This is a genomic window from Enterococcus sp. AZ179, from assembly GCF_050498885.1.
Lineage (GTDB): Bacteria > Bacillota > Bacilli > Lactobacillales > Enterococcaceae > Enterococcus_D > Enterococcus_D entomosocium.
Window position 1 is genome coordinate 501,268 of the sequence record NZ_JBMHEO010000001.1, and the last position, 18,115, is coordinate 519,382.

General features: G+C 43.1%; 21 protein-coding genes. 2 read left to right on the forward strand and 19 right to left on the reverse strand.

What is annotated here, in order from left to right; all coding sequences use genetic code 11:
- Nucleotides 1-17 precede the first annotated feature (17 nt).
- From hpf to IGI88_RS02500, 5 genes are all read right to left on the reverse strand, one after another.
- Nucleotides 18-575 carry a ribosome hibernation-promoting factor, HPF/YfiA family gene (gene hpf, locus IGI88_RS02480; RefSeq protein ID WP_005237301.1) on the reverse strand — a complete coding sequence of 186 codons (558 nt, stop codon included), beginning with the start codon at nt 573-575 and terminating at the stop codon, nt 18-20.
- A 137-nt stretch (nt 576-712) separates the two neighbouring features.
- Nucleotides 713-1,396: a ComF family protein gene (locus IGI88_RS02485; protein WP_086299190.1), complete on the reverse strand. Its 684-nt coding sequence runs from the start codon at nt 1,394-1,396 to the stop codon at nt 713-715.
- The gene (locus IGI88_RS02490) at nt 1,386-2,696 is read right to left on the reverse strand and encodes a DEAD/DEAH box helicase (protein WP_086299189.1); all 1,311 of its coding nucleotides are present in this window, start codon (nt 2,694-2,696) and stop codon (nt 1,386-1,388) included. Before IGI88_RS02490 ends, IGI88_RS02485 begins: the two co-directional genes overlap by 11 nt.
- 106 nt (nt 2,697-2,802) lie before the next feature.
- The gene (locus IGI88_RS02495; protein WP_005228768.1) at nt 2,803-3,123 is read right to left on the reverse strand and encodes a PTS sugar transporter subunit IIB; all 321 of its coding nucleotides are present in this window, start codon (nt 3,121-3,123) and stop codon (nt 2,803-2,805) included.
- A 72-nt stretch (nt 3,124-3,195) separates the two neighbouring features.
- Nucleotides 3,196-3,489 carry a DUF7662 domain-containing protein gene (locus IGI88_RS02500; RefSeq protein ID WP_005237305.1) on the reverse strand — a complete coding sequence of 98 codons (294 nt, stop codon included), beginning with the start codon at nt 3,487-3,489 and terminating at the stop codon, nt 3,196-3,198.
- Nucleotides 3,490-3,599: 110 nt separating this feature from the next.
- On the opposite strand from IGI88_RS02500, the gene IGI88_RS02505 reads away from it, so the two are divergent.
- Entirely contained in the window at nt 3,600-4,241 is a 642-nt protein-coding gene (locus IGI88_RS02505; RefSeq protein WP_016613813.1) for a YigZ family protein, read from the forward strand.
- A gap of 200 nt (nt 4,242-4,441) precedes the next feature.
- Here the strand turns inward: IGI88_RS02505 and IGI88_RS02510 are convergent, their stop codons facing one another.
- Nucleotides 4,442-5,149: a GntR family transcriptional regulator gene (locus IGI88_RS02510; protein WP_005228765.1), complete on the reverse strand. Its 708-nt coding sequence runs from the start codon at nt 5,147-5,149 to the stop codon at nt 4,442-4,444.
- Between the two features lie 199 nt (nt 5,150-5,348).
- Entirely contained in the window at nt 5,349-9,575 is a 4,227-nt protein-coding gene (locus IGI88_RS02515; protein ID WP_061053855.1) for a 2-hydroxyacyl-CoA dehydratase, read from the reverse strand.
- A 174-nt stretch (nt 9,576-9,749) separates the two neighbouring features.
- Here IGI88_RS02515 and IGI88_RS02520 point away from each other — a divergent pair, with 174 nt between their 5' ends.
- Entirely contained in the window at nt 9,750-10,355 is a 606-nt protein-coding gene (locus tag IGI88_RS02520; RefSeq protein WP_005237309.1) for a TetR/AcrR family transcriptional regulator, read from the forward strand.
- Between the two features lie 42 nt (nt 10,356-10,397).
- On the opposite strand, the gene IGI88_RS02525 is transcribed toward IGI88_RS02520, so the two are convergent.
- The 12 genes from IGI88_RS02525 to IGI88_RS02580 all read right to left on the reverse strand — a co-directional run bounded on the left by IGI88_RS02525 (nt 10,398) and on the right by IGI88_RS02580 (nt 18,101).
- Nucleotides 10,398-10,565, reverse strand: coding sequence for a hypothetical protein (locus IGI88_RS02525; protein ID WP_005237320.1), 168 nt, complete (start codon nt 10,563-10,565; stop codon nt 10,398-10,400).
- Nucleotides 10,566-11,021: 456 nt separating this feature from the next.
- Nucleotides 11,022-11,429, reverse strand: a complete 408-nt coding sequence (locus IGI88_RS02530; RefSeq protein ID WP_005237322.1) for a NusG domain II-containing protein — start codon at nt 11,427-11,429, stop codon at nt 11,022-11,024.
- Nucleotides 11,430-11,443: 14 nt separating this feature from the next.
- Nucleotides 11,444-11,839, reverse strand: coding sequence for a hypothetical protein (locus tag IGI88_RS02535; protein WP_008377307.1), 396 nt, complete (start codon nt 11,837-11,839; stop codon nt 11,444-11,446).
- 37 nt (nt 11,840-11,876) lie between these two features.
- Nucleotides 11,877-12,047: a 50S ribosomal protein L32 gene (gene rpmF / locus IGI88_RS02540; protein ID WP_429969519.1), complete on the reverse strand. Its 171-nt coding sequence runs from the start codon at nt 12,045-12,047 to the stop codon at nt 11,877-11,879.
- A gap of 29 nt (nt 12,048-12,076) precedes the next feature.
- Nucleotides 12,077-12,211: a putative metal homeostasis protein gene (locus tag IGI88_RS02545; RefSeq protein ID WP_005237325.1), complete on the reverse strand. Its 135-nt coding sequence runs from the start codon at nt 12,209-12,211 to the stop codon at nt 12,077-12,079.
- A gap of 15 nt (nt 12,212-12,226) precedes the next feature.
- Entirely contained in the window at nt 12,227-12,496 is a 270-nt protein-coding gene (rpsN, locus tag IGI88_RS02550) for a 30S ribosomal protein S14 (protein WP_005237326.1), read from the reverse strand.
- A gap of 16 nt (nt 12,497-12,512) precedes the next feature.
- Nucleotides 12,513-12,665 carry a 50S ribosomal protein L33 gene (gene rpmG / locus IGI88_RS02555; RefSeq protein ID WP_005225339.1) on the reverse strand — a complete coding sequence of 51 codons (153 nt, stop codon included), beginning with the start codon at nt 12,663-12,665 and terminating at the stop codon, nt 12,513-12,515.
- 298 nt (nt 12,666-12,963) lie between these two features.
- Nucleotides 12,964-14,943, reverse strand: coding sequence for a S9 family peptidase (locus IGI88_RS02560; protein ID WP_086299188.1), 1,980 nt, complete (start codon nt 14,941-14,943; stop codon nt 12,964-12,966).
- 78 nt (nt 14,944-15,021) lie between these two features.
- Nucleotides 15,022-15,966, reverse strand: a complete 945-nt coding sequence (locus IGI88_RS02565; protein WP_086299187.1) for a tocopherol cyclase family protein — start codon at nt 15,964-15,966, stop codon at nt 15,022-15,024.
- A 117-nt stretch (nt 15,967-16,083) separates the two neighbouring features.
- Nucleotides 16,084-16,917 (reverse strand): hypothetical protein, encoded by an 834-nt coding sequence (locus tag IGI88_RS02570; protein ID WP_086299186.1) that lies wholly within the window; start codon nt 16,915-16,917, stop codon nt 16,084-16,086.
- Nucleotides 16,918-16,923: 6 nt separating this feature from the next.
- On the reverse strand, nt 16,924-17,241 hold the full coding sequence (locus IGI88_RS02575; protein WP_086299185.1) for a PadR family transcriptional regulator: 318 nt from the start codon (nt 17,239-17,241) through the stop codon (nt 16,924-16,926).
- A 155-nt stretch (nt 17,242-17,396) separates the two neighbouring features.
- Nucleotides 17,397-18,101, reverse strand: coding sequence for a DeoR/GlpR family DNA-binding transcription regulator (locus IGI88_RS02580; protein WP_008377293.1), 705 nt, complete (start codon nt 18,099-18,101; stop codon nt 17,397-17,399).
- Nucleotides 18,102-18,115: the final 14 nt, after the last annotated feature.

Genomic DNA, 18,115 nt, shown 5'->3' on the forward strand with positions numbered 1-18,115 from the left:
AAAGGTATCAACACTTGTTAATCGGTTTCGATCAACCCGTATTTGCCATCTTTTCGACGATACACAATGCTCGTTCCATTCGTTTCCGCATCTTCAAAGATAAAGAAGTTGTGTCCAAGCATGTTCATTTGTAAAACAGCTTCTTCACTGTCCATTGGTTTTAAAGACAAACGTTTTGTACGTACGATGTCTAATTCAGAACCATTGTTTTCTTCATCGTTTGCTTCAGTTGTGAACAAATCACCATCTGTTGGCGGAACCAATGCTGTCTCGCGAGATTTGCGGTTGATTTTTGTTTTAAATTTGCGGATTTGGCGTTCCAATTTGTCAACAACCAAATCGATACTAGCATATAGATCAGGTGAGGTTTCTTCCGCACGCAGAACTAAGAATGGTAAAGGAATCGTTACTTCTACTTTTGCTGTTTTTTCAGTATAAACTTTCAAATTAACATGTGCTGTTGCTTCCGGCACATCGTTAAAATAACGTTCTAATTTACCTACTTTTTTCTCGACGTAATCACGGATCGCTTCTGTTACCTCGATATTTTCGCCGCGCACATTATATCTAAACATAAAAATTACCCCTTTCGTCTACCAGTAAAGAAGGAAAAGGACCACTCTTTTCTTCTTCTTAACTCTATTATATCGAACTCTTGCTCATTTGCCTAGTAAATCGAACAAATTTCTTTAAGCGTTTTCAAAATAACGATTCAACGGGCAAAGGAAAAGGATCGAATCGACTGGGGGCCAAAGGTCTGCAATGCTTCAGCTGCGTGATATAACGTTCTACCGGTAGTGTAAACATCATCGATCAACAACAGTTTCTTGTTTTTTATTTCAACCGTTGCCTCTGGCTTCACCGCAAAAGGTTGCACCTCCTCTAATCGTTGCTTGCGAGAACGTTGAGCTTGTGGTGCGGTATCAACCACTTTATCCAGCCATTCTTTCGACTTAACTCCGCCTGCGTCTAGCACAGCGGTCACTTGATTAAACCCTCGCTCCTGGTAACGTTCTGCCGATAGCGGGATGGGTATCAAACAATCGTAATCAAAGTTGTTGATCTTTTGTCTGATGGCAGCAGCAAAGGTCTCTCGCAACTGATAGTTTCCCATTAATTTGTATTCGTGAATCCACTCCTTCATCCCTTGATCGTAAGCGAACAGTGCCCGATGCTGCAAATGGATCATGGGACAGGTTTTCGCCCAAAAGAGACAGTCACTGCAGGAAATGGTATCCTTTTTGCCACATGTTGGGCAGCAACTTTGCCAATCAATCACTGTAAATCGCTGAGCGCATTGTGGACATAATTCTTTTTCGGGGATGCGCCAAGGAGCCAACAGCTCAATGATCGTTACCTCTCTTGAAAAAAATATTTGGCACCAACTACACTCCATCGGTCAACCAGCTCCTTGCTAATTGGTTCATCTCATTGATTTCTTTGATTGCTTGACGGATTGCTTCTGTCATTTGGTCGTAGAAAAAAATGACTTCCCCTTCTGTAAACGCACCTTTGCGATCGACACGGCCAGCGATTTGTACTAACGCCGATTTTGTAAAGACCGGGTGATTGGCTCCCAGTACCACCACTGAGACATTTTCAAACGTTACACCTCGTTCTAAAATCATCGTTGTAAACAACACCTTGTACACTTGGCTGCGTGCCGATTGGACTTTTTCCCTCCGTTTTTCATCTTGTGAAGAAACACTAGTGAGGAGCCATGATGCTTCTTGCCTGCGGACAGCCCCTTCCATTTCCTTCATCAGCTGAATACTTGGACAAAATACCAAGACAAAGTTTTTTTTAACCAACCGCTGCAAGCGCTGTAGCAATGGTCGCAGCCAACGTTTTTTGCGATAAGCCTGCGCCCAGCGGCTATAATGAATAGGTTTCGGAACGATCAGCGGACGCTGATGAAACCGTAGAGGCATTTTTAACACTGCAAATTCCGAATGAATTTCTTGCAACAATCGTTTTGAAGGCGTCGCACTTAAATAGATCAGACACCCGTTTTCTGCCAAGGCATTGTATAATCCGTAACGCAGCTGCGCATCGCCCTCGTAGGGAAATGCATCTATCTCATCCACCACGATCAGTTGAAAGCTGCGATAAAAATGCAGTAGCTGATGAGTGGTGGCAATAAGGATCGTTGTATAACGATAAGGTTCTTCTGATTTCCCATAAAGGAGCAGGCTTTCCTCTTGTGGGAACGCTTGTTGAATCCGGGGGAACAGTTCACGGCAGACATCGATCCGTGGCGAGACGATCGCCACACGACCACCTTCTTGCCGTACGTGGCGGATCGTCTCAAAGATCATCTCGGTCTTCCCTGAACCCGTGACTGACCAAACAAGAGACGATTTCTTTTGTCGACAATTTGCCACTAGTTGTTGAGAAATTTTTTGCTGAAACGAAGTCAACACTCCTGGCCAAACGATCTTGTGATCAAAGGCTGGAAGATCCGTTTGTTGAATTACGAGTTGGCCATCTGATGTGATCCGACCATAGCGAATACAAGTTGGACAGTAATAGCAGCCTATCGGCAATAGAACCGACGTCTTGTGGTGGGAAGAACCGCAACGCTGACAAACGATTCTCTTCCCCTGCTCGAGCATTGCCGGTCGAGAATCAAAAGTTTTTCCTACACTCATTGTTTCATCTAAAACAAAAAATTGTCTTCCTTTTTGATTGGTCATAACATACACCTCAGTTTTAAGTACGCAAAAAAATCGGTTCAAGTACTTTTTGAAAAGTACTTGAACCGATTACAGGTTTCTTGTTTGCTTCAACAGCAGGTCTTGCTTATTCGCCGATCAATGTCAAAGCTTGATCTAAGACTTTTTCGCCGTTCATCATGCCGTAATCTGCCATGTTGATTACTTCTAATGGAATTCCTTTTGGCGCTAGACGTTTCTCGAAATCGCCTTTCATGAAACGAACTTGTGGTCCTAATAGTAAAACGTTTACGTCTTTGCTTTCTAAATGTTGATCTGCTTCTGATGCGGAAACTGCAAAAATATCTGCTTCTAATCCTTTTGCTTCAGCTGCTTTTTGCATTTTTGTTACTAATAAGCTTGTACTCATCCCTGCAGAACAAACTAACATAATTGTTTTTTTCGCCATATCGAACACTCCTTGAATTTTAAGAATAAGATAACATTTCCTATCTCTAGTATAGAACAAGTTTGAAATTTGTCAACGCTTTCTATCCAGCAACCAGTTTGATTTTACTAAACGATTAAAAACGACGTACTCTTTTTTTAAATTGACGAGGACTACCTCGTAGCCGGCATTCAGCCACGCATAAGCCCCATTTTCTGGATGTCGGTAATCATTCGCCCACCAATCGCTACTGGTGCGGGCACTTTTGGGCAAACCGGATGCGGGGAAAAGAAATTCATCAAACTGCGTAAACGTTAAGGTGATTTGCGAACCACCGTTGTTTTTTAAATAGTGAGTGATCGTATCGTACTTTTTGCGTCTACCCAAAGCAACTGCCTCCTCTTTTTAGAGTCTATGTTCGTACCTGTTTCTTTCTTCTATTTGTAACTTTCCTTCCGATTGCCTATACTAGAAATATAAAGGAGGCGATCGTGCGCGTGACTTATCGAACGATTCGACAAGACGGAGAAACAGAAATAGAAATCAAAAAATCGCGTTTCCTCTGTTCATTAAAACGAATTCAATCAGAAGACGAAGCCAAAGCGTTTATTCAAGCCCTCAAGAAAGAGCATTGGAAGGCAAATCATCATTGCAGCGCCTATGTATTAGGTGAAAATCATGAGATCCAGCGCAGCAGTGATGATGGTGAACCGAGCGGCACCGCTGGGGTACCGATTTTAGAAGTGTTAAAGAAAAACGAACTGATCAATGTGATCGCCGTTGTTACCCGCTACTTCGGTGGAACGAAACTGGGTGCTGGTGGATTGATTCGCGCTTATTCAAGTTCGGCCTCTGCTGGAATCAAAGAGGTAGGAATCGTCGAGGGTATTTTGCATCAAGAACTTGCCTTGACCATCGAGTATCCACTTTTAGGCAAGCTCCAAAACTACTTAGAACTGCAGAATATCTATATAAAAGATATTGCTTATACGGAGAAAATCGTTGTCACCTTAATGATTCCTGAAGCAGTACTTGCCGACCAAGAAGCCGCTCTGATCGATTTGCTACAAGGTCAAGTGCAATTGACCAGAGGGACTACCGAATATGTAGAACGCTTGATCGAGCAGTCAACAGAGTAAGCCAGCTTACTAAAGACCTTCCAGTGTGTGCTCTTTTCCTCAAGGAGGACGCTGCCAAGTTTGCTACAACCAATGCAGGAAGCCCAAATATTTGAAAAGCCGAAACGGTCATGCAACCAGCGACGCTACGCAACAGCTGAAACGCTCGTAGGGTCCTTTCGGCTTTTTTGGGCTTTTTGTTGCCAATTGAAATAGACAGGTTATTTTTCCATATAAAATTCAAAACGATTACCAACATATTGGGTGCGCACGTATTCAAATGGTTGACCATCTTCAAATGAAGTGATTTGCCGCATACGTAAAATGGCATCGCCGCGTTTGATTTGTAAGTAATCAGCAATTTGCTCGGAAGCGACCATAGCTGAGATCGTTTGCGAAGCGCCGCCAATTTTCCGCTGTCCTTTTTCTTCCAACACTTTATAGAGGGAAGAGATGATCTCCTCCTTGCTAAAGTCATGAATAAACTTTTCAGGAATACTCGCTACTTCAAAACAGATCGGCACATCATCCGCATACCGAATCCGCTCCATCCGTAAAATCGTTTCGTGACCTTCTAATTGCAGCTTTTCCATCTCACTGGAGCTAGGTGCCGTCAAGAAATAAGCGACCGCTTTGCTGGAAGGCTTACGACCAAGAGAATTCATGATTTCGGTAAAACTCGTCGTGCCCGTCATTTTCTCTTGTACTTTTTGGCGAGCCACATAAGTGCCGGAACCGATTTTACGCTCAAGAATCCCCTCATCTGCTAAGGTTTGGATCGCTTGTCGCAACGTCATGCGACTCACGCCGAATTGTTTCGACAACTCGCGCTCTGAGGGCAGACGATCCCCGATTTTGTATGTATTGTTTTCAATATTGGCTTTAATTTGATCATGAATTTGGATATAAACAGGTAATTTTTCCACCACTACACATTCCTCCGTTCCCCTCCTATTATAACTGGTATATACCTAAATAGCTAATAAAAAAAGCAAAAACTGCTCTGTTTTTCTCAATTTGTGCGAATTCTTTCCCTATTTTATAGGCAGAAGAAAGAAGTTATCACAAAATGTCCAAACAAGAGCAGTCGCTTTTCTTTTAAATTGGTTCGGTCGCTGGCTTGAGAATTTATTCAGCCAACGCTTTATTGGCAGTGGCCATCAACAAGCGGATACGATTCAATTGATTGACGATTGAGACACCTGGATCATAATCAATGGCCGCAATGTTCGCCTGCGGGTATTGACGACGTAATTCTTTCATAACACCTTTTCCTACCACATGATTGGGCAGACAGCCAAATGGTTGCAGACAAATGATATTGTTGACATTATTTTCCAATAGATCAATCATCTCACCGGTCAAGAACCAGCCTTCTCCCGTATGATTACCAATGGAAACAATCTCGCTCGCTTGCTCCGCAAGCTGATGGATCGAATGGATACCATCAAAACGCGTTGACGCCCTAAGTGCTTTATCCATCGGTTTTTGGAGCCTTTCAATCGCCATGATTGCAAAATCAGCGATCATTTTACTTTTCTTCGACATCCCCAAATGCTTGTAGCGCCAAATCTGATTGTAGAGGGAATAATTCATGAAGCCGACAATATCCGGTACGACCGCTTCCGCTCCTTCTGCTTCTAACAGGCGAACGACATCGTTATTAGCTGTCGGTGAATATTTCACTAAAATCTCTCCCACGACTCCGACACGCGGCTTCTTGATATCTGTTAGGGGCACTTGATCAAAGGCTTGAATGATTTTTTTCATATTGCGATTAAACAGACTGAAGGAGCCATTACGAACGTTTTTGGCAATTTTTTCCAGCCATTCTTGATGGAGCCGATCGACAGCCCCTGCTTCTTGCTCATACGGACGGGTGCGATAAACGACCCGTTCAAAGAGATCTCCGTATAAAAATGCCACCGCCAAACGCTTCATCATCGGTAAGGTAAAGCGAAAGCCCGGATTTGATTCAACCCCGGTGTTGCCCATCGAAATAGATACCACCGGCACTTGTGGGAATCCTGCATCGTTCAGTGCTTTACGTAACAAAGGAATATAGTTTGTTGCACGACACCCGCCGCCCGTCTGGGTCATCAAAACACTGGTATTTTCAACATCATATTTTCCGCTTTGCAATGCTTCTACTAGCTGTCCAATGGAAATGATCGCCGGATAACACGCATCATTATTGACAAAGCGTAAACCGACATTAACCGCCTCACGATCTTCACTAGGTAGACAGACCACTTGATACCCAGAAGCTTGCAAAGCAACATCGACTAACCCGCTTTGATGGATGGGACTCAACATCGGCAATAAGAGCGTGTGCTGCTTGCGCATCTCTTTGGTAAAAATGATCTTTGCCGGTTCCTCGTATTGCTTTTTAGGTGCAAAGTGCTGTTTGTCCCGTTCGTTGACTGCTGCTTTCAAGGAACGCAACCGAATCCGAATTGCCCCAAGGTTCGCTCCCTCATCGATTTTCAACACCGTATATAACTTCCCATACTGCGCCATAATCTCTTCGACTTGATCAGTAGTGACTGCGTCGATCCCGCAACCGAATGAGTTTAATTGAACCAGTTCTAATTGTTTGTTTTTCGCGACCACTCGAGCTGCCGCATACAATCGCGAATGATAGACCCATTGATCCACAACCCTCAGATCGCCGACATTTGCTAAATGAGCAATACTGTCCTCAGTCAATACATGGAAGCCTTCTTGGGTAATGACTTCTGCAATCCCATGGTTGATTTCAGGATCCAAATGATATGGTCTTCCAGATAAAACGATCCCTTTTTGATTGGTCGTCATCAGCATACGTAGCGTTTCTTCTCCCCGTTGCGCAATATCTGTCTTGAACTGATCCAGCTCCTCGAAACCGCTGCGTAGGGCTTGGGCAATTTCTTCTTCTACAAAACCAAAATCTTGAAAAGTACTCGTTAAAGTTTTGACCATTGAGGCTTCATCCGCCAAATTCAAAAACGGACAGCGGTAGTCAACCGCCCCTTCACGAATCGCATCGACGTTATTACGAATCACTTCTGGATAGCTTTGCACAATTGGACAGTTAAAATGATTCTCAGCGGCAGTGTTCTCTAGTCGCTCAAAAATAACACCTGGATAAAAAATCAACGGTACGTTTTGATCAATCAGTGCTTGGATGTGTCCATGGGCTAGTTTGGCTGGGTAACAAACCGTATCACTAGGAATCGTTTCAATCCCTTGCTCATATAGTTCTTTGTTGGAACGTGGCGACAAGGTTACTCGAAACCCTAACTTGGTGAAAAAGGTATGCCAAAGCGGATAATTTTCATAAAGATTCAATACTCTTGGCAGGCCGATTTCGCCATGGACGGCCTCTTTTTTACGTAAGGAACGGTACTTAAACAAGCGGCGATATTTTTCATCCACAAGATTGATTTTGCGGTCTTCTTTCTTGATTTTGATTCGCGCACCACGTTCGCAGCGATTCCCGGTAATAAATTTTCGACCGTCAGAAAAGAGGGTCACCGTCAACAAGCAATTGTTTTCGCATAGACCGCAATTCGTAAATTCTTTTTCTGCTTGGAAATCGGCCATTTCTGCTGGAGACAACAACGTACTAACATCGTCAAGGGCTGCTTCTTCTAAAGCGATCAAGGCGGCACCATATGCCCCCATCAAACCGGCGATCGATGGTCGAACGACTTCACGGCCGCTGATCAATTCAAAAGCGCGCAGAACCGCTTCGTTATAGAAAGTCCCTCCTTGGCAGACGATTTTCTCGCCGAGGTCTTCAGGTCGCCGAACCTTGATAACTTTATAGATAGCATTTTTTATGACCGAGTAAGACAAGCCGGCTGAAATGTCGCCAACAGAAGCCCCTTCTTTTTGGACCTGTTTCACTTTTGAGTTCATAAAGACGGTACAACGCGAACCAAGGTCAACCGGTGCTTGGGCTTTTGTAGCTGCCAACGCAAATTCTTTGACATCCTGATTCATAGATTTGGCAAAAGTCTCAATGAAGGAGCCGCATCCTGAGGAACAGGCTTCATTCAATTGAATCGAAGATAACGCGCCATCTTTAACCGTCATCGCCTTCATGTCTTGTCCACCGATATCTAGGATAAAATCAACCCCCGGCTGGAAATGTTCGGCAGCTTTGTAATGGGCCATCGTTTCCACTTCACCGATATCGACTTTCAGTGCATGTTTGATCAAATGCTCGCCGTAACCTGTGATCGTTGACTTTGCGATGTAAACGTCAGAAGGCATCTGACGATAAAGCTCTTGTAAAACCGCCATCGTTGTCGCTAACGGTTCACCTTCATTATTGCCATAGAAAGAAAACAATAATTCCCCTGCATCATTGATCAAAACCACTTTCGTTGTGGTTGATCCTGCATCGATGCCTAGATAAGCAGCGCCTGTATGCTCAGACAACGCTTTTTCTGCAGCAACCGCTTGAGCATGGCGAGCACGAAAAGCAGTCAATTCCACCTCGTCTTTAAACAATGGGGCTAATGTATCAGTTGGCGCGAGTTTGCCATCTTCTCCGTTGGCTAAGCGGGCTAATAGCACGGAAAGCTGTTGCTCTTCTTCTGCATACAGTGCGGCCCCCATCGCTACAAACAGTTCTGGGTTCTCGGGAAAAATGATGTCTGCTTCTTGCAGGCTCAACGTATCGATAAATCGTTGACGCAATTCCGACATAAACGTCAACGGTCCACCTAGAAAGGCTACCTTGCCTTTGATTTTACGACCAGCAGCCAAGCCAGCAATCGTTTGATTGACCACCGCTTGAAAGATACTCGCCGCAATGTCTGCTTTTGCTGCTCCTTCATTGATCAGCGGCTGCACATCGGTTTTGGCAAAGACCCCGCAGCGTGAGGCAATCGGATAAAGGGTTTGATAATCTTTGGCTAGTTCATTGACCCCATTGGCATCCGTTTTCAATAAAACCGCCATCTGATCAATAAACGCACCCGTTCCACCGGCACAACTGCCGTTCATTCGCTGCTCCAATGCCCCTTCAAAAAAGGTGATCTTCGCATCTTCGCCGCCTAACTCGATGGCCACATCGGTTTCGGGAATCACTGTCTCAACTGTTTTGGTACAAGCGATGACCTCTTGGACAAATGGGATCCGCAAAACTTCCGCCAGACCCATCCCACCTGATCCGGTAATCGCCAGCGCAAGCGGCTGATCTTCGATCACTTCTTGCGCTTCTCTAATGATTTTTTCCGCTGCCTTCTGGATGTCTGCATAGTGCCGTTCATATCTTGAAAAACACGTTTGATTGCCTTCATCTAACAGAACCATCTTGACTGTTGTCGACCCGACATCGATACCCGCTTTATATTTTTTCATTTGTTGCCTCCATCTAAACAACACTTTGTTGATTATCTAACAAGCCGTTTGTTATAATACTTATGTTCATTGTAATTCTTTTAATTGATAATTCAACAAACAATTCTAAGGAAGGTGTGGGATAAACAACAATTACCCGTTTTTTGTTGTTTATTTTGAAAGGAAATTCACAATATGAAAAAATTGGATTTACGTGTCAAACGAACCAATAAGTACATTATTGAAGCTTTTATCCGCTTAGTGGAAGAAAAAGGCTTCGAGCAAGTGACTGTCCAAAATATCGCCGACGAAGCCATGATCAACCGTGCAACCTTTTATGCCCATTACAAAGACAAACAAGACTTGTATGAAAAGATATTTGACTTGGCTGTCGAATCATTTACCGCGATTCTTGATTTTGAAGATTTTGTTCAAGGCAATCGCATCAAAATCCGCAAAATCGAAGCGGCCATGACCGAACTTTTTTTACACATTCAAAACAATCGTTCCTTTTATTTGACGATCATGGATGCCTCTGCCATTGAGATCATCCGTAAAAAGTTGGGCCTGATTTTGACTGAACGTTACCAAGAGATCTTTTCAACGTTGAGAATCACCGAAGGAGACATTGAAGTGCCCTTAGACTTCATCATTGACTATATGACCTCGATATTTGTTGGTACCTTGCATTGGTGGCTAACGGCAGAAACAACGATGACACCCGACCATCTAGCAAAACTTGTCATCAAACTGGTGGCAAACGGCCACCTGACTGTCTTGGGGATTGAGATTGAGGAATAAAAAAAGAAGCTGCGAATATGCAGTTTCTTTTTTATTCCTCAATTAGTGATTCTTTGAACGCCATTTGATCGTGTCTTTCGTCTTACGCTGTTTCGTTACTTTGATTCCTTTTGGAGCCACACGAATCGCATAATCTTCCTTTTTCACCACATCATAGACATGCTCTGCAACTTCCGTTACTTTTTCTTTTAGATTCAATTTAAATTTCATGTGTTTTCATCTCCCGAATGCTTTACTAATAGCCTATCGCAAATAAAAAAAATCTTCAACTTATAGCCCTTCATAAAAAGGATTTTTAGGGTTTTCGTTCCTCTTTATTGGACAAGCGATTTAGACGCAACCAATGCTTCGTAATGCTGAACTGTTTTTCTAGGTTTAGAAGAAAATTTGTTGAACAAACGGCACGATCTTTCCTTTTCCCCTTCACAGTTCCCTATTTCTGGCAATGTAGCATTATTGACATCCCTTTGATTTCAGGGATGTTTGCAGAAACTTATCTTTTTCATGTGCTCCTCGTTTCTTATCAAATGAGACTGAGTTTGATCGACAGATTGTCTCTAGACAGACACACTTATTTTCTAGTTTCAATAAAAAAGTGTCAGTAGAAAATCCAACGATTTCCCACCAACACAAAATAGTATAGTTTCCAACTACCACGAAGTTTGATTAATAAATTAAATAGTCAGAGGCACCAGCTTGCTTGATCTCGATCACCAGCTTATGAGGCAGGCAAATGCTCGTCTGCCCATTGCGATAGATCCAGCTGGTTTTGACAGCAATCTGGTCGGGACTATTGTCTTCACGAACTCGGATCGCGCCATCTTTGATCTCGACGATATTGTACTGACCTTCTGCTGGATAGTAGGTTTTTTCCATCGCATCGATTTCTTCTAAGTTAAAACGGTCAACCTCTTCTCCATTTATTCGCACGATTGCATACCGATCGCCGGTATCACTTTGAGCTTGCGCTTCAAATAGAAAAAGCGGTAAAAAAGAGCCAACAACTAATAGAACAAACAATAGATAATCATAGGGCTTTAATAGTTTTAAAAATGGCTGGATCGTCTTTTTCATCACATGTACGCCTTTCACTGTTCATTTTCGGAAGGTAATCGCTCTTCAAAAAAGGCAGTCAGATCAATGATCTCTTCCTCTGTGAAGGTTTCTCGTTCCCATTGGTCAAGAATTTGTTCTTGCAAAGCCAAATCCATTTCCCAAAAATGATCGATCTTCTTGAAATGCTTTGGGTCAAAGGAACGAAACACGGGGTAGATCATCAAAAATTCTTCAAAGGTAAGATCCCAGTCCTCAGTATAATCTTTAACGACCCCTTCTGACAAGGCTTTTTCCGTTGGATCGCCATTTTCTTTGATTAAACCAGCTTCGTAAAAATGGCGATAGATGGCCTCTTTGGTGATCTCTGGATGAAATTTTTTACTGTGACGGTAGGCTTCTTCAATCAATGACGGATAGATGATCTCCATTTTCCCCCTGCTTTCTGGACGGCGTCATAAGACGGCGTTAATTCTTTTCGATTGGGTGCTGTGCTTTGTATTCTGCTAAAGATACATGGTGGCTGCGCTTGAAGTTTCCTGTTGTCCCATCAAACGAAATCGCTGGGGATTTGACGCCATGGTGGGTCCGACGCTTATTCTTTTTTGCTTTTGATGTTTTTCTTGCAGGTACTGCCATGTCATTTCCAACTTTCTTTCACTTTTTCATTATGCACGCAGCTGCAATGCATTTTTTCGTTTGTTTCGTTTAAATTCATGAATGATTTTTAATGCGCGTTTCCTTGTTTTGATGTTCGGGCTCTTTAAACGTCGATACGCACTAGACAAGTCCGTTTTTTCCATGTTGACTCCTTTCTGTTACCAGCTTGCTTTTGTAACGCCGGGAATTTCTCCGAGGTGTGCATGCTTACGGAAATTGATCCGTGACATGCCGAATTTATTCATGTAGCCCCGAGGACGACCATCGATCATATCCCGTTTCTTCAAACGAGTCGGATTCGAATCCTTCGGTAGTTTGGCCAATGCTTGGGTATCTCCTTGCGCTTTTAATTCTTGACGCACTGCTCGGTATTGTTCGATCAGTTGTACTTGCTTGTTGTATTTTGCCATTTTTGATTTTTTTGCCATTCAGTTATTGTCCTTCCTATTTCTTGATTTCACGAAAAATCGCTCTGCGCCGCAACTTTGGTGAATATTTTTTTAATTCTAAACGTTCCGGCGTATTGCGCTGGTTCTTATTAGTCAAATAAAGTCTTTCCCCTGTCTCCACACATGCCAAAATAATATTGTTTCTCATAATAACCAGCTCCTTTCTCTTGCGTCACACCAAAAAAGGTTAAAGTGTAACGATTACGTTTTGTATCATATCACACTCAAACATAGGAAGCAAGCAAAACTATTTCTTCTTTTTGTTATTTAACACGTGAAGAAAACGTCATATGAATTTGTTTTCAATCGTTGCTGTCATTGGCGGCAAGGTAACAGGAACCTGTAGCTTTTGATCGCGCAAAAAAACCACCTGATCTTTAAGGAATCACTGGTCGGGCTTTTCAAGCAGCCCATGTCGTGATCCTTTATCAGGTGATTTCTTTCGGTTAATTTACTGATTTGTTCTCATGTGATGCAAGCCATTCACTGATCGCCTGCAAGCGTTCTATCCGCAAGTTCGGCAAGCCATTGCGTGATAAACCATGCGAGGATTGAGGAAACAATATCAGCTTCGTATCGACGCCTTTACGCTGCAACGCCATGTAAAACTGCTGTCCTTGTTCTTGCGGACATCGCAAATCATTTTCCCCATGGAGGACTAGCGTAGGTGTCTTGACTTGGCTGGCATAGGCCAAAGGCGACATCTTCCAAAGTCCTTCGGTCTCATCAAGTTCCCGCAACAATTGGAATTTGACGAAGGCAGGTCCAATGTCGCTCGTCCCATAAAAGCTGATCCAATTTGAGATCGAGCGTTGCGTAACTGCCGCACAAAAACGATCGGTATGACCAACGATCCAGTTGGTCATAAAGCCACCATAGCTGCCGCCAGCTACATGGATCGTGTTCGTATCGATTTCTGGATGGTTTGCCACCACGGCATCCACCCCCAACAGTAAGTCTTGATAATCTTTATTGCCATAATCACCTAAAATCGATTTGACAAACGCCTGACCGTACCCTTGCCCGCCACGAGGGTTCAACAAGATGACCCCATAACCGTTAGCGGCATGGACTTGCATCTCATGGAAAAATGTTTCCCCGTAGCAGACTTGCGGACCGCCATGGATGTACAAAATTGCTGGATGACTTTCTTGTGTTTCGGTCGGGGGCAAATACCAGCCTTGAATTTGCCAACCATCTGCTCCTTCGTACCAAAACGCTTCGGGTTTACTGATCGCTAACCTTGACATAACTGCTTGGTTGGGATCGTATAGATCAGTTACTTCGCCACTTGTTAAGTCAACCAAGCCTAAGCGACTAGGGATCGTTGGCGTCGCATAAGCAACAGCAAGTTTGGCTTCCGAATAGATCGCCGCATCAAGGATATCCATTTTTTCATCAAGCAGTTTGGTCCATTCTCCTTGGATCGAGGCGCGGTACAATTGTAGCTTGCCATGCTCCGTTACGGGTACAAGGAATGTGTCATCCGTCAACCAGGTGATCGCTACGCCGCGATTTTTTTGTTGAAAATCACTGATGATCGCATTGCCAAAAGCGATGTCAAGATCTTGGGAAAGATTTTTGACCGCTTTTGTTTTTAAGTCGACCAAAAACAAATCATCCAAGGTCACAAAACCATAGGAAAGATCATTGCCTAATAGTAATAGCTGATCATTGCGCGCTGCAACAAAAGTATACGTTCCTTCTGGCAGAATGTTTTCTAAACTTTCTGTCTTTTTCGTCTGGCTATTTAGGAGATAAACCTTCGATCCATAGTCCCACTCGTCTTCTTCCTCTTTGTCAAAAGTGAGAAACAAAGTCTCTTGATCATCCGCTAAGCCAGAGAACACAAAGGGATACTTATGCTCAAAAATCAGTTCCGTTTCTTGTGTCGCGATCGTTTTTTTGATGATCGAATGTTTTTTTTCTTTTAAAAAGCCGACGCCATCCGCCAAATAATTGACTTTCGTAGTAGCTTTTACTTGTGGAAATTCCTTCTGCTTGTCCGTCTTTTCTTTGTCGTCTTGATCCTCTGAAACTGTCTCCTCTTGTGCCAGCTGGTAATAGATAGCCGTTGCGTCTTGCTCCCAAAAATAGTCGCCCAGACCTTTTTCAGTGACAAGTGCTTGGGGCTTGCCGCCGGATATCGGCATCGTCCATAACGTACTTTCACCTTTCTTTGGATCGGTCGTCACAAAACTGAGCCATTGCTCATCTGGCGAGACCTTTAGACTGTTGTGGGTCGTCGCTTCGGTGCCCCACTCACGCCGTTCATTGGTCTTTGCGTCAATACTATAAATCGCTGAATCATACGTGTTGGTCTCTGGGTTGACTACCGTTTCCAAGTAAAAAACCTGATTTTGCCCCACTGCAGGCTGCGCAATCGTTTTCAGTTCAAACAGTGTCTCATTCGTTATTTTTTTCATCCATTTCCCTCCAAATATACGTGTTTTCGTAGTAACTATCTACTAGTATATCAAAAGAAACGAATTTTTCTGCTTTTTTTAATAGTGAAATCCTCGCAAATTCGCAACTTCTTCAAAACCAGCCGACATCCCTGTCTGCCTTAAGATCTCCTGCCCATTTTCTAAAAGGGTCAAGGCAATTTCCGTACTGGCACTTTCGCGAATGATCCGATTCATTTGCCCAATAGAAGGTGCCCTCAAAGAATGTCCTTCTTTCGTCAAAACTTCGATCGTTAAGGACCATTGTTTTTGTTTGAGATGGATCACTAAACGGTCTTCCGTGCGTTTGACATCATGAATCTTTGCACCATGATAAGTAGCAAAACGATATTCTTGGCTCCCGGCTTGCAGAACACAAATCGTTCCCAAAAAAGCAAAACCAGCAAAGGGAATGTCGGCTGCGGAGAAAAAGAACCGAACATCTGGCGCATCAAAGCTGTTGCATTGAACCCAAATATAAGCTGCTGGAAAGGAGGTTCCCCAATCTTTTTCCAAATAACCGATCCCGTTCGTAAAATCGATTGCTTCGTCGTTCCACTGCAGCGTACCTTCTAAGGTATGACTCATGCTCAAGACCCCGTGATAACACTCCATAAATGACAGATACGAAAAAGGACCCATGATACTCGGCGCATAACGTGTCCGCTGAATCGGTTTGTGGTCGTTATACTTTACTGACCCTTGTACTTGAAGTTCGTTATTTTTTAAAGAGACTTGGATGCCTGCTTCACTAAAGATATTGTCACCAATCGTTACTTTACGCTCCTCTTCAGACACTTGAAAGTCAGTTTCTGGAAAGGAAAAGTAATGCGCACCCTCATGATTGATCACTTGAATGAATACTTCTTTGGTCCCGTCTTTTTGAATCGAAAAACCAGGAATAAAAGCATAGACTTCTTCACCGATTTGGTGTTTATGGTACCAGCCTTCAAAAAAAGCGGTCTGCTTGTCGTGGCCGTGAAAGAACTGATCTGTTGTCAACATCTTGATTTCCCTCCGTTTCTTTTTTAGTGTAGCATGAAGCAGAAAGATTCCTCAGGATAATGCTTTTTCTATGTAAAAAAAGCCAGAAACAAGCAAGACACTTGTTTCTGGCTTTGCTTATTGCTCTTTCATCACTCGACGGGTCCACCAGAGAAAAATAAGAAACCCTACAACTAACAGTGTCAAAAGTCCGCCGGTCATCCACGATGGAGCCCCAATGTGATAAAATGCCATGGCTTTTTGCAGGCAACCAAGCAACACAAATACCCCCAGTAGAAAAACGATCGGATAAAAAGCTTTTTCTTTGAGTGATACAACAAAAACGATCGCCGCTACCAGCAAACTGCCAACCAATACTACATCAAATGGAAATGCGATCGTCAGGAGCCACCAGTTTGGGGTCAGCAGATTGATCAGCAGTGAAAGACCAATCCAGCCACTCACAACGAGCCACAGGGAGCCGAAACGAATCACTTTGCTTGTGCCCTTCTTTTGATAGATGGTTTTGCTGATGATCGCAAAAATCCCGATGATCGCTAACACAGTTACCAATCCTGTCAGAAGATAATCCAGAAGGTTAAGAACCAGTGGTCCTTGATTTGTAAAATCAGCTATAAATTTGATTCCCCAACTGATGCCAACCGCTAGATACGCCAATTTGAGGCGCTCTTTGAGATTACTCTTTGGCGTGTTTGCCAATAGTTCATCTGCCACCCCTTTCGGATCATTGCCAAAATAGTGTTGCGCCTCTTCCCCATGAGTTTGTGCTTCTAATAAATCCATTGCAATCGCGTATACCTGCTCTGTGACTTTATGCTCATCGTAAAAAAGGCTGGAAAGTAAGAGGTAGCTTCGCAAATCATCAAAAAATTGGCGATTTTTCTCATTGAATTGTTGCTCGATCAGATTGGTTTGCTTTCGCCAATAGGTCGTCTCTTGTTTATTTGCCATGTTTCCTCACTCCTTAAATAATCCTTCGACTTTCTTCATTAGGTTCGTCCATTGTTCTCTAAATTGTGCCAAATTGTCTATGCCTTTCGGGGTGATCGAGAAATACTTGCGATCAGGTCCTTCAGGTGACTTTTTCATCTCAGAGGTAATAAGTTCTTGTTTTTCCAACTTCTGCAGCAAAGGATAGATCGTGCCGCCAACGATCGTTTCAAAGCCTCTTTGCTTCAGTTCCTGTACCAGTTCATAACCATAAATCTCTTTTTGAGCAATCACTTGCAAAACACACCCTTCCAAAACCCCTTTTAGCAATTGCGTCTCTTTCACGATTTCCCTCCTTTGGTTCCCTTTATCTAGTTTGTTATACAAACTAGTGTTGTACCTAGTATACGTGTTTGCCACTAGTTTGTAAAGCATACTAGCAGTGGAAATAAAAACGGCCTTTTAAATAAGACCGTTTTTGACAAACCCGATGCTTTTTTCTAGATGACAATATCGATATCCTCGGGTAAGAGGCTCTTGTAAAAATATACTTTATTCCGCTTTGATTCTAAAACCATTAGAATAATTTTTTCGGTGCAGTCTTTCAATACCTGTTTAAATACTGCTTCCCCTTCAGTATTCTCAGTGGCTCCTTTTTCTTCATCGTATCCTCTACATGAGAGAAGTGCAAGATCAAAATGATAGGTTCTGAGCTGGTTGACTGCTGTAACTGAATTAACGGTAAACTTTTTGTTCGTTACCGTCCCGCCAACGATGGTCACCTCAGCAGCAGTATGTTCCGATAGTAGTGCGGCAGTTAGCACACTATTGGTTACCACTCGTAACCCATGAATTTTTTTCAGGTAAGGGATCAGGTGCAAAGCTGTGCTCGAACTGTCCACGAAAATGGTCATATCGTCCTCAATATACGTCACTGCACGTTCTGCAATTCTGCGTTTTTCTTCATCATTGACATAATTCCCCACTTTTGTCAGATAAGCCGCATCGACCTTCTCTGAATCGATCAGCACAGCACCACCTCGGGTACGTCTGATTTGTTCTTCGTTTTCCAGTTCAATCAGATCGCGTTTGACCGTAGCATCACTATAATGTAAGAATTCAACTAATTCCCCCAGAGAAGCAAATTTCGTTTCATTTAAATACATCATGATTTTCTGCTTACGCTCATCTTTTGCTTTCCCCATACATTAAACTCCTT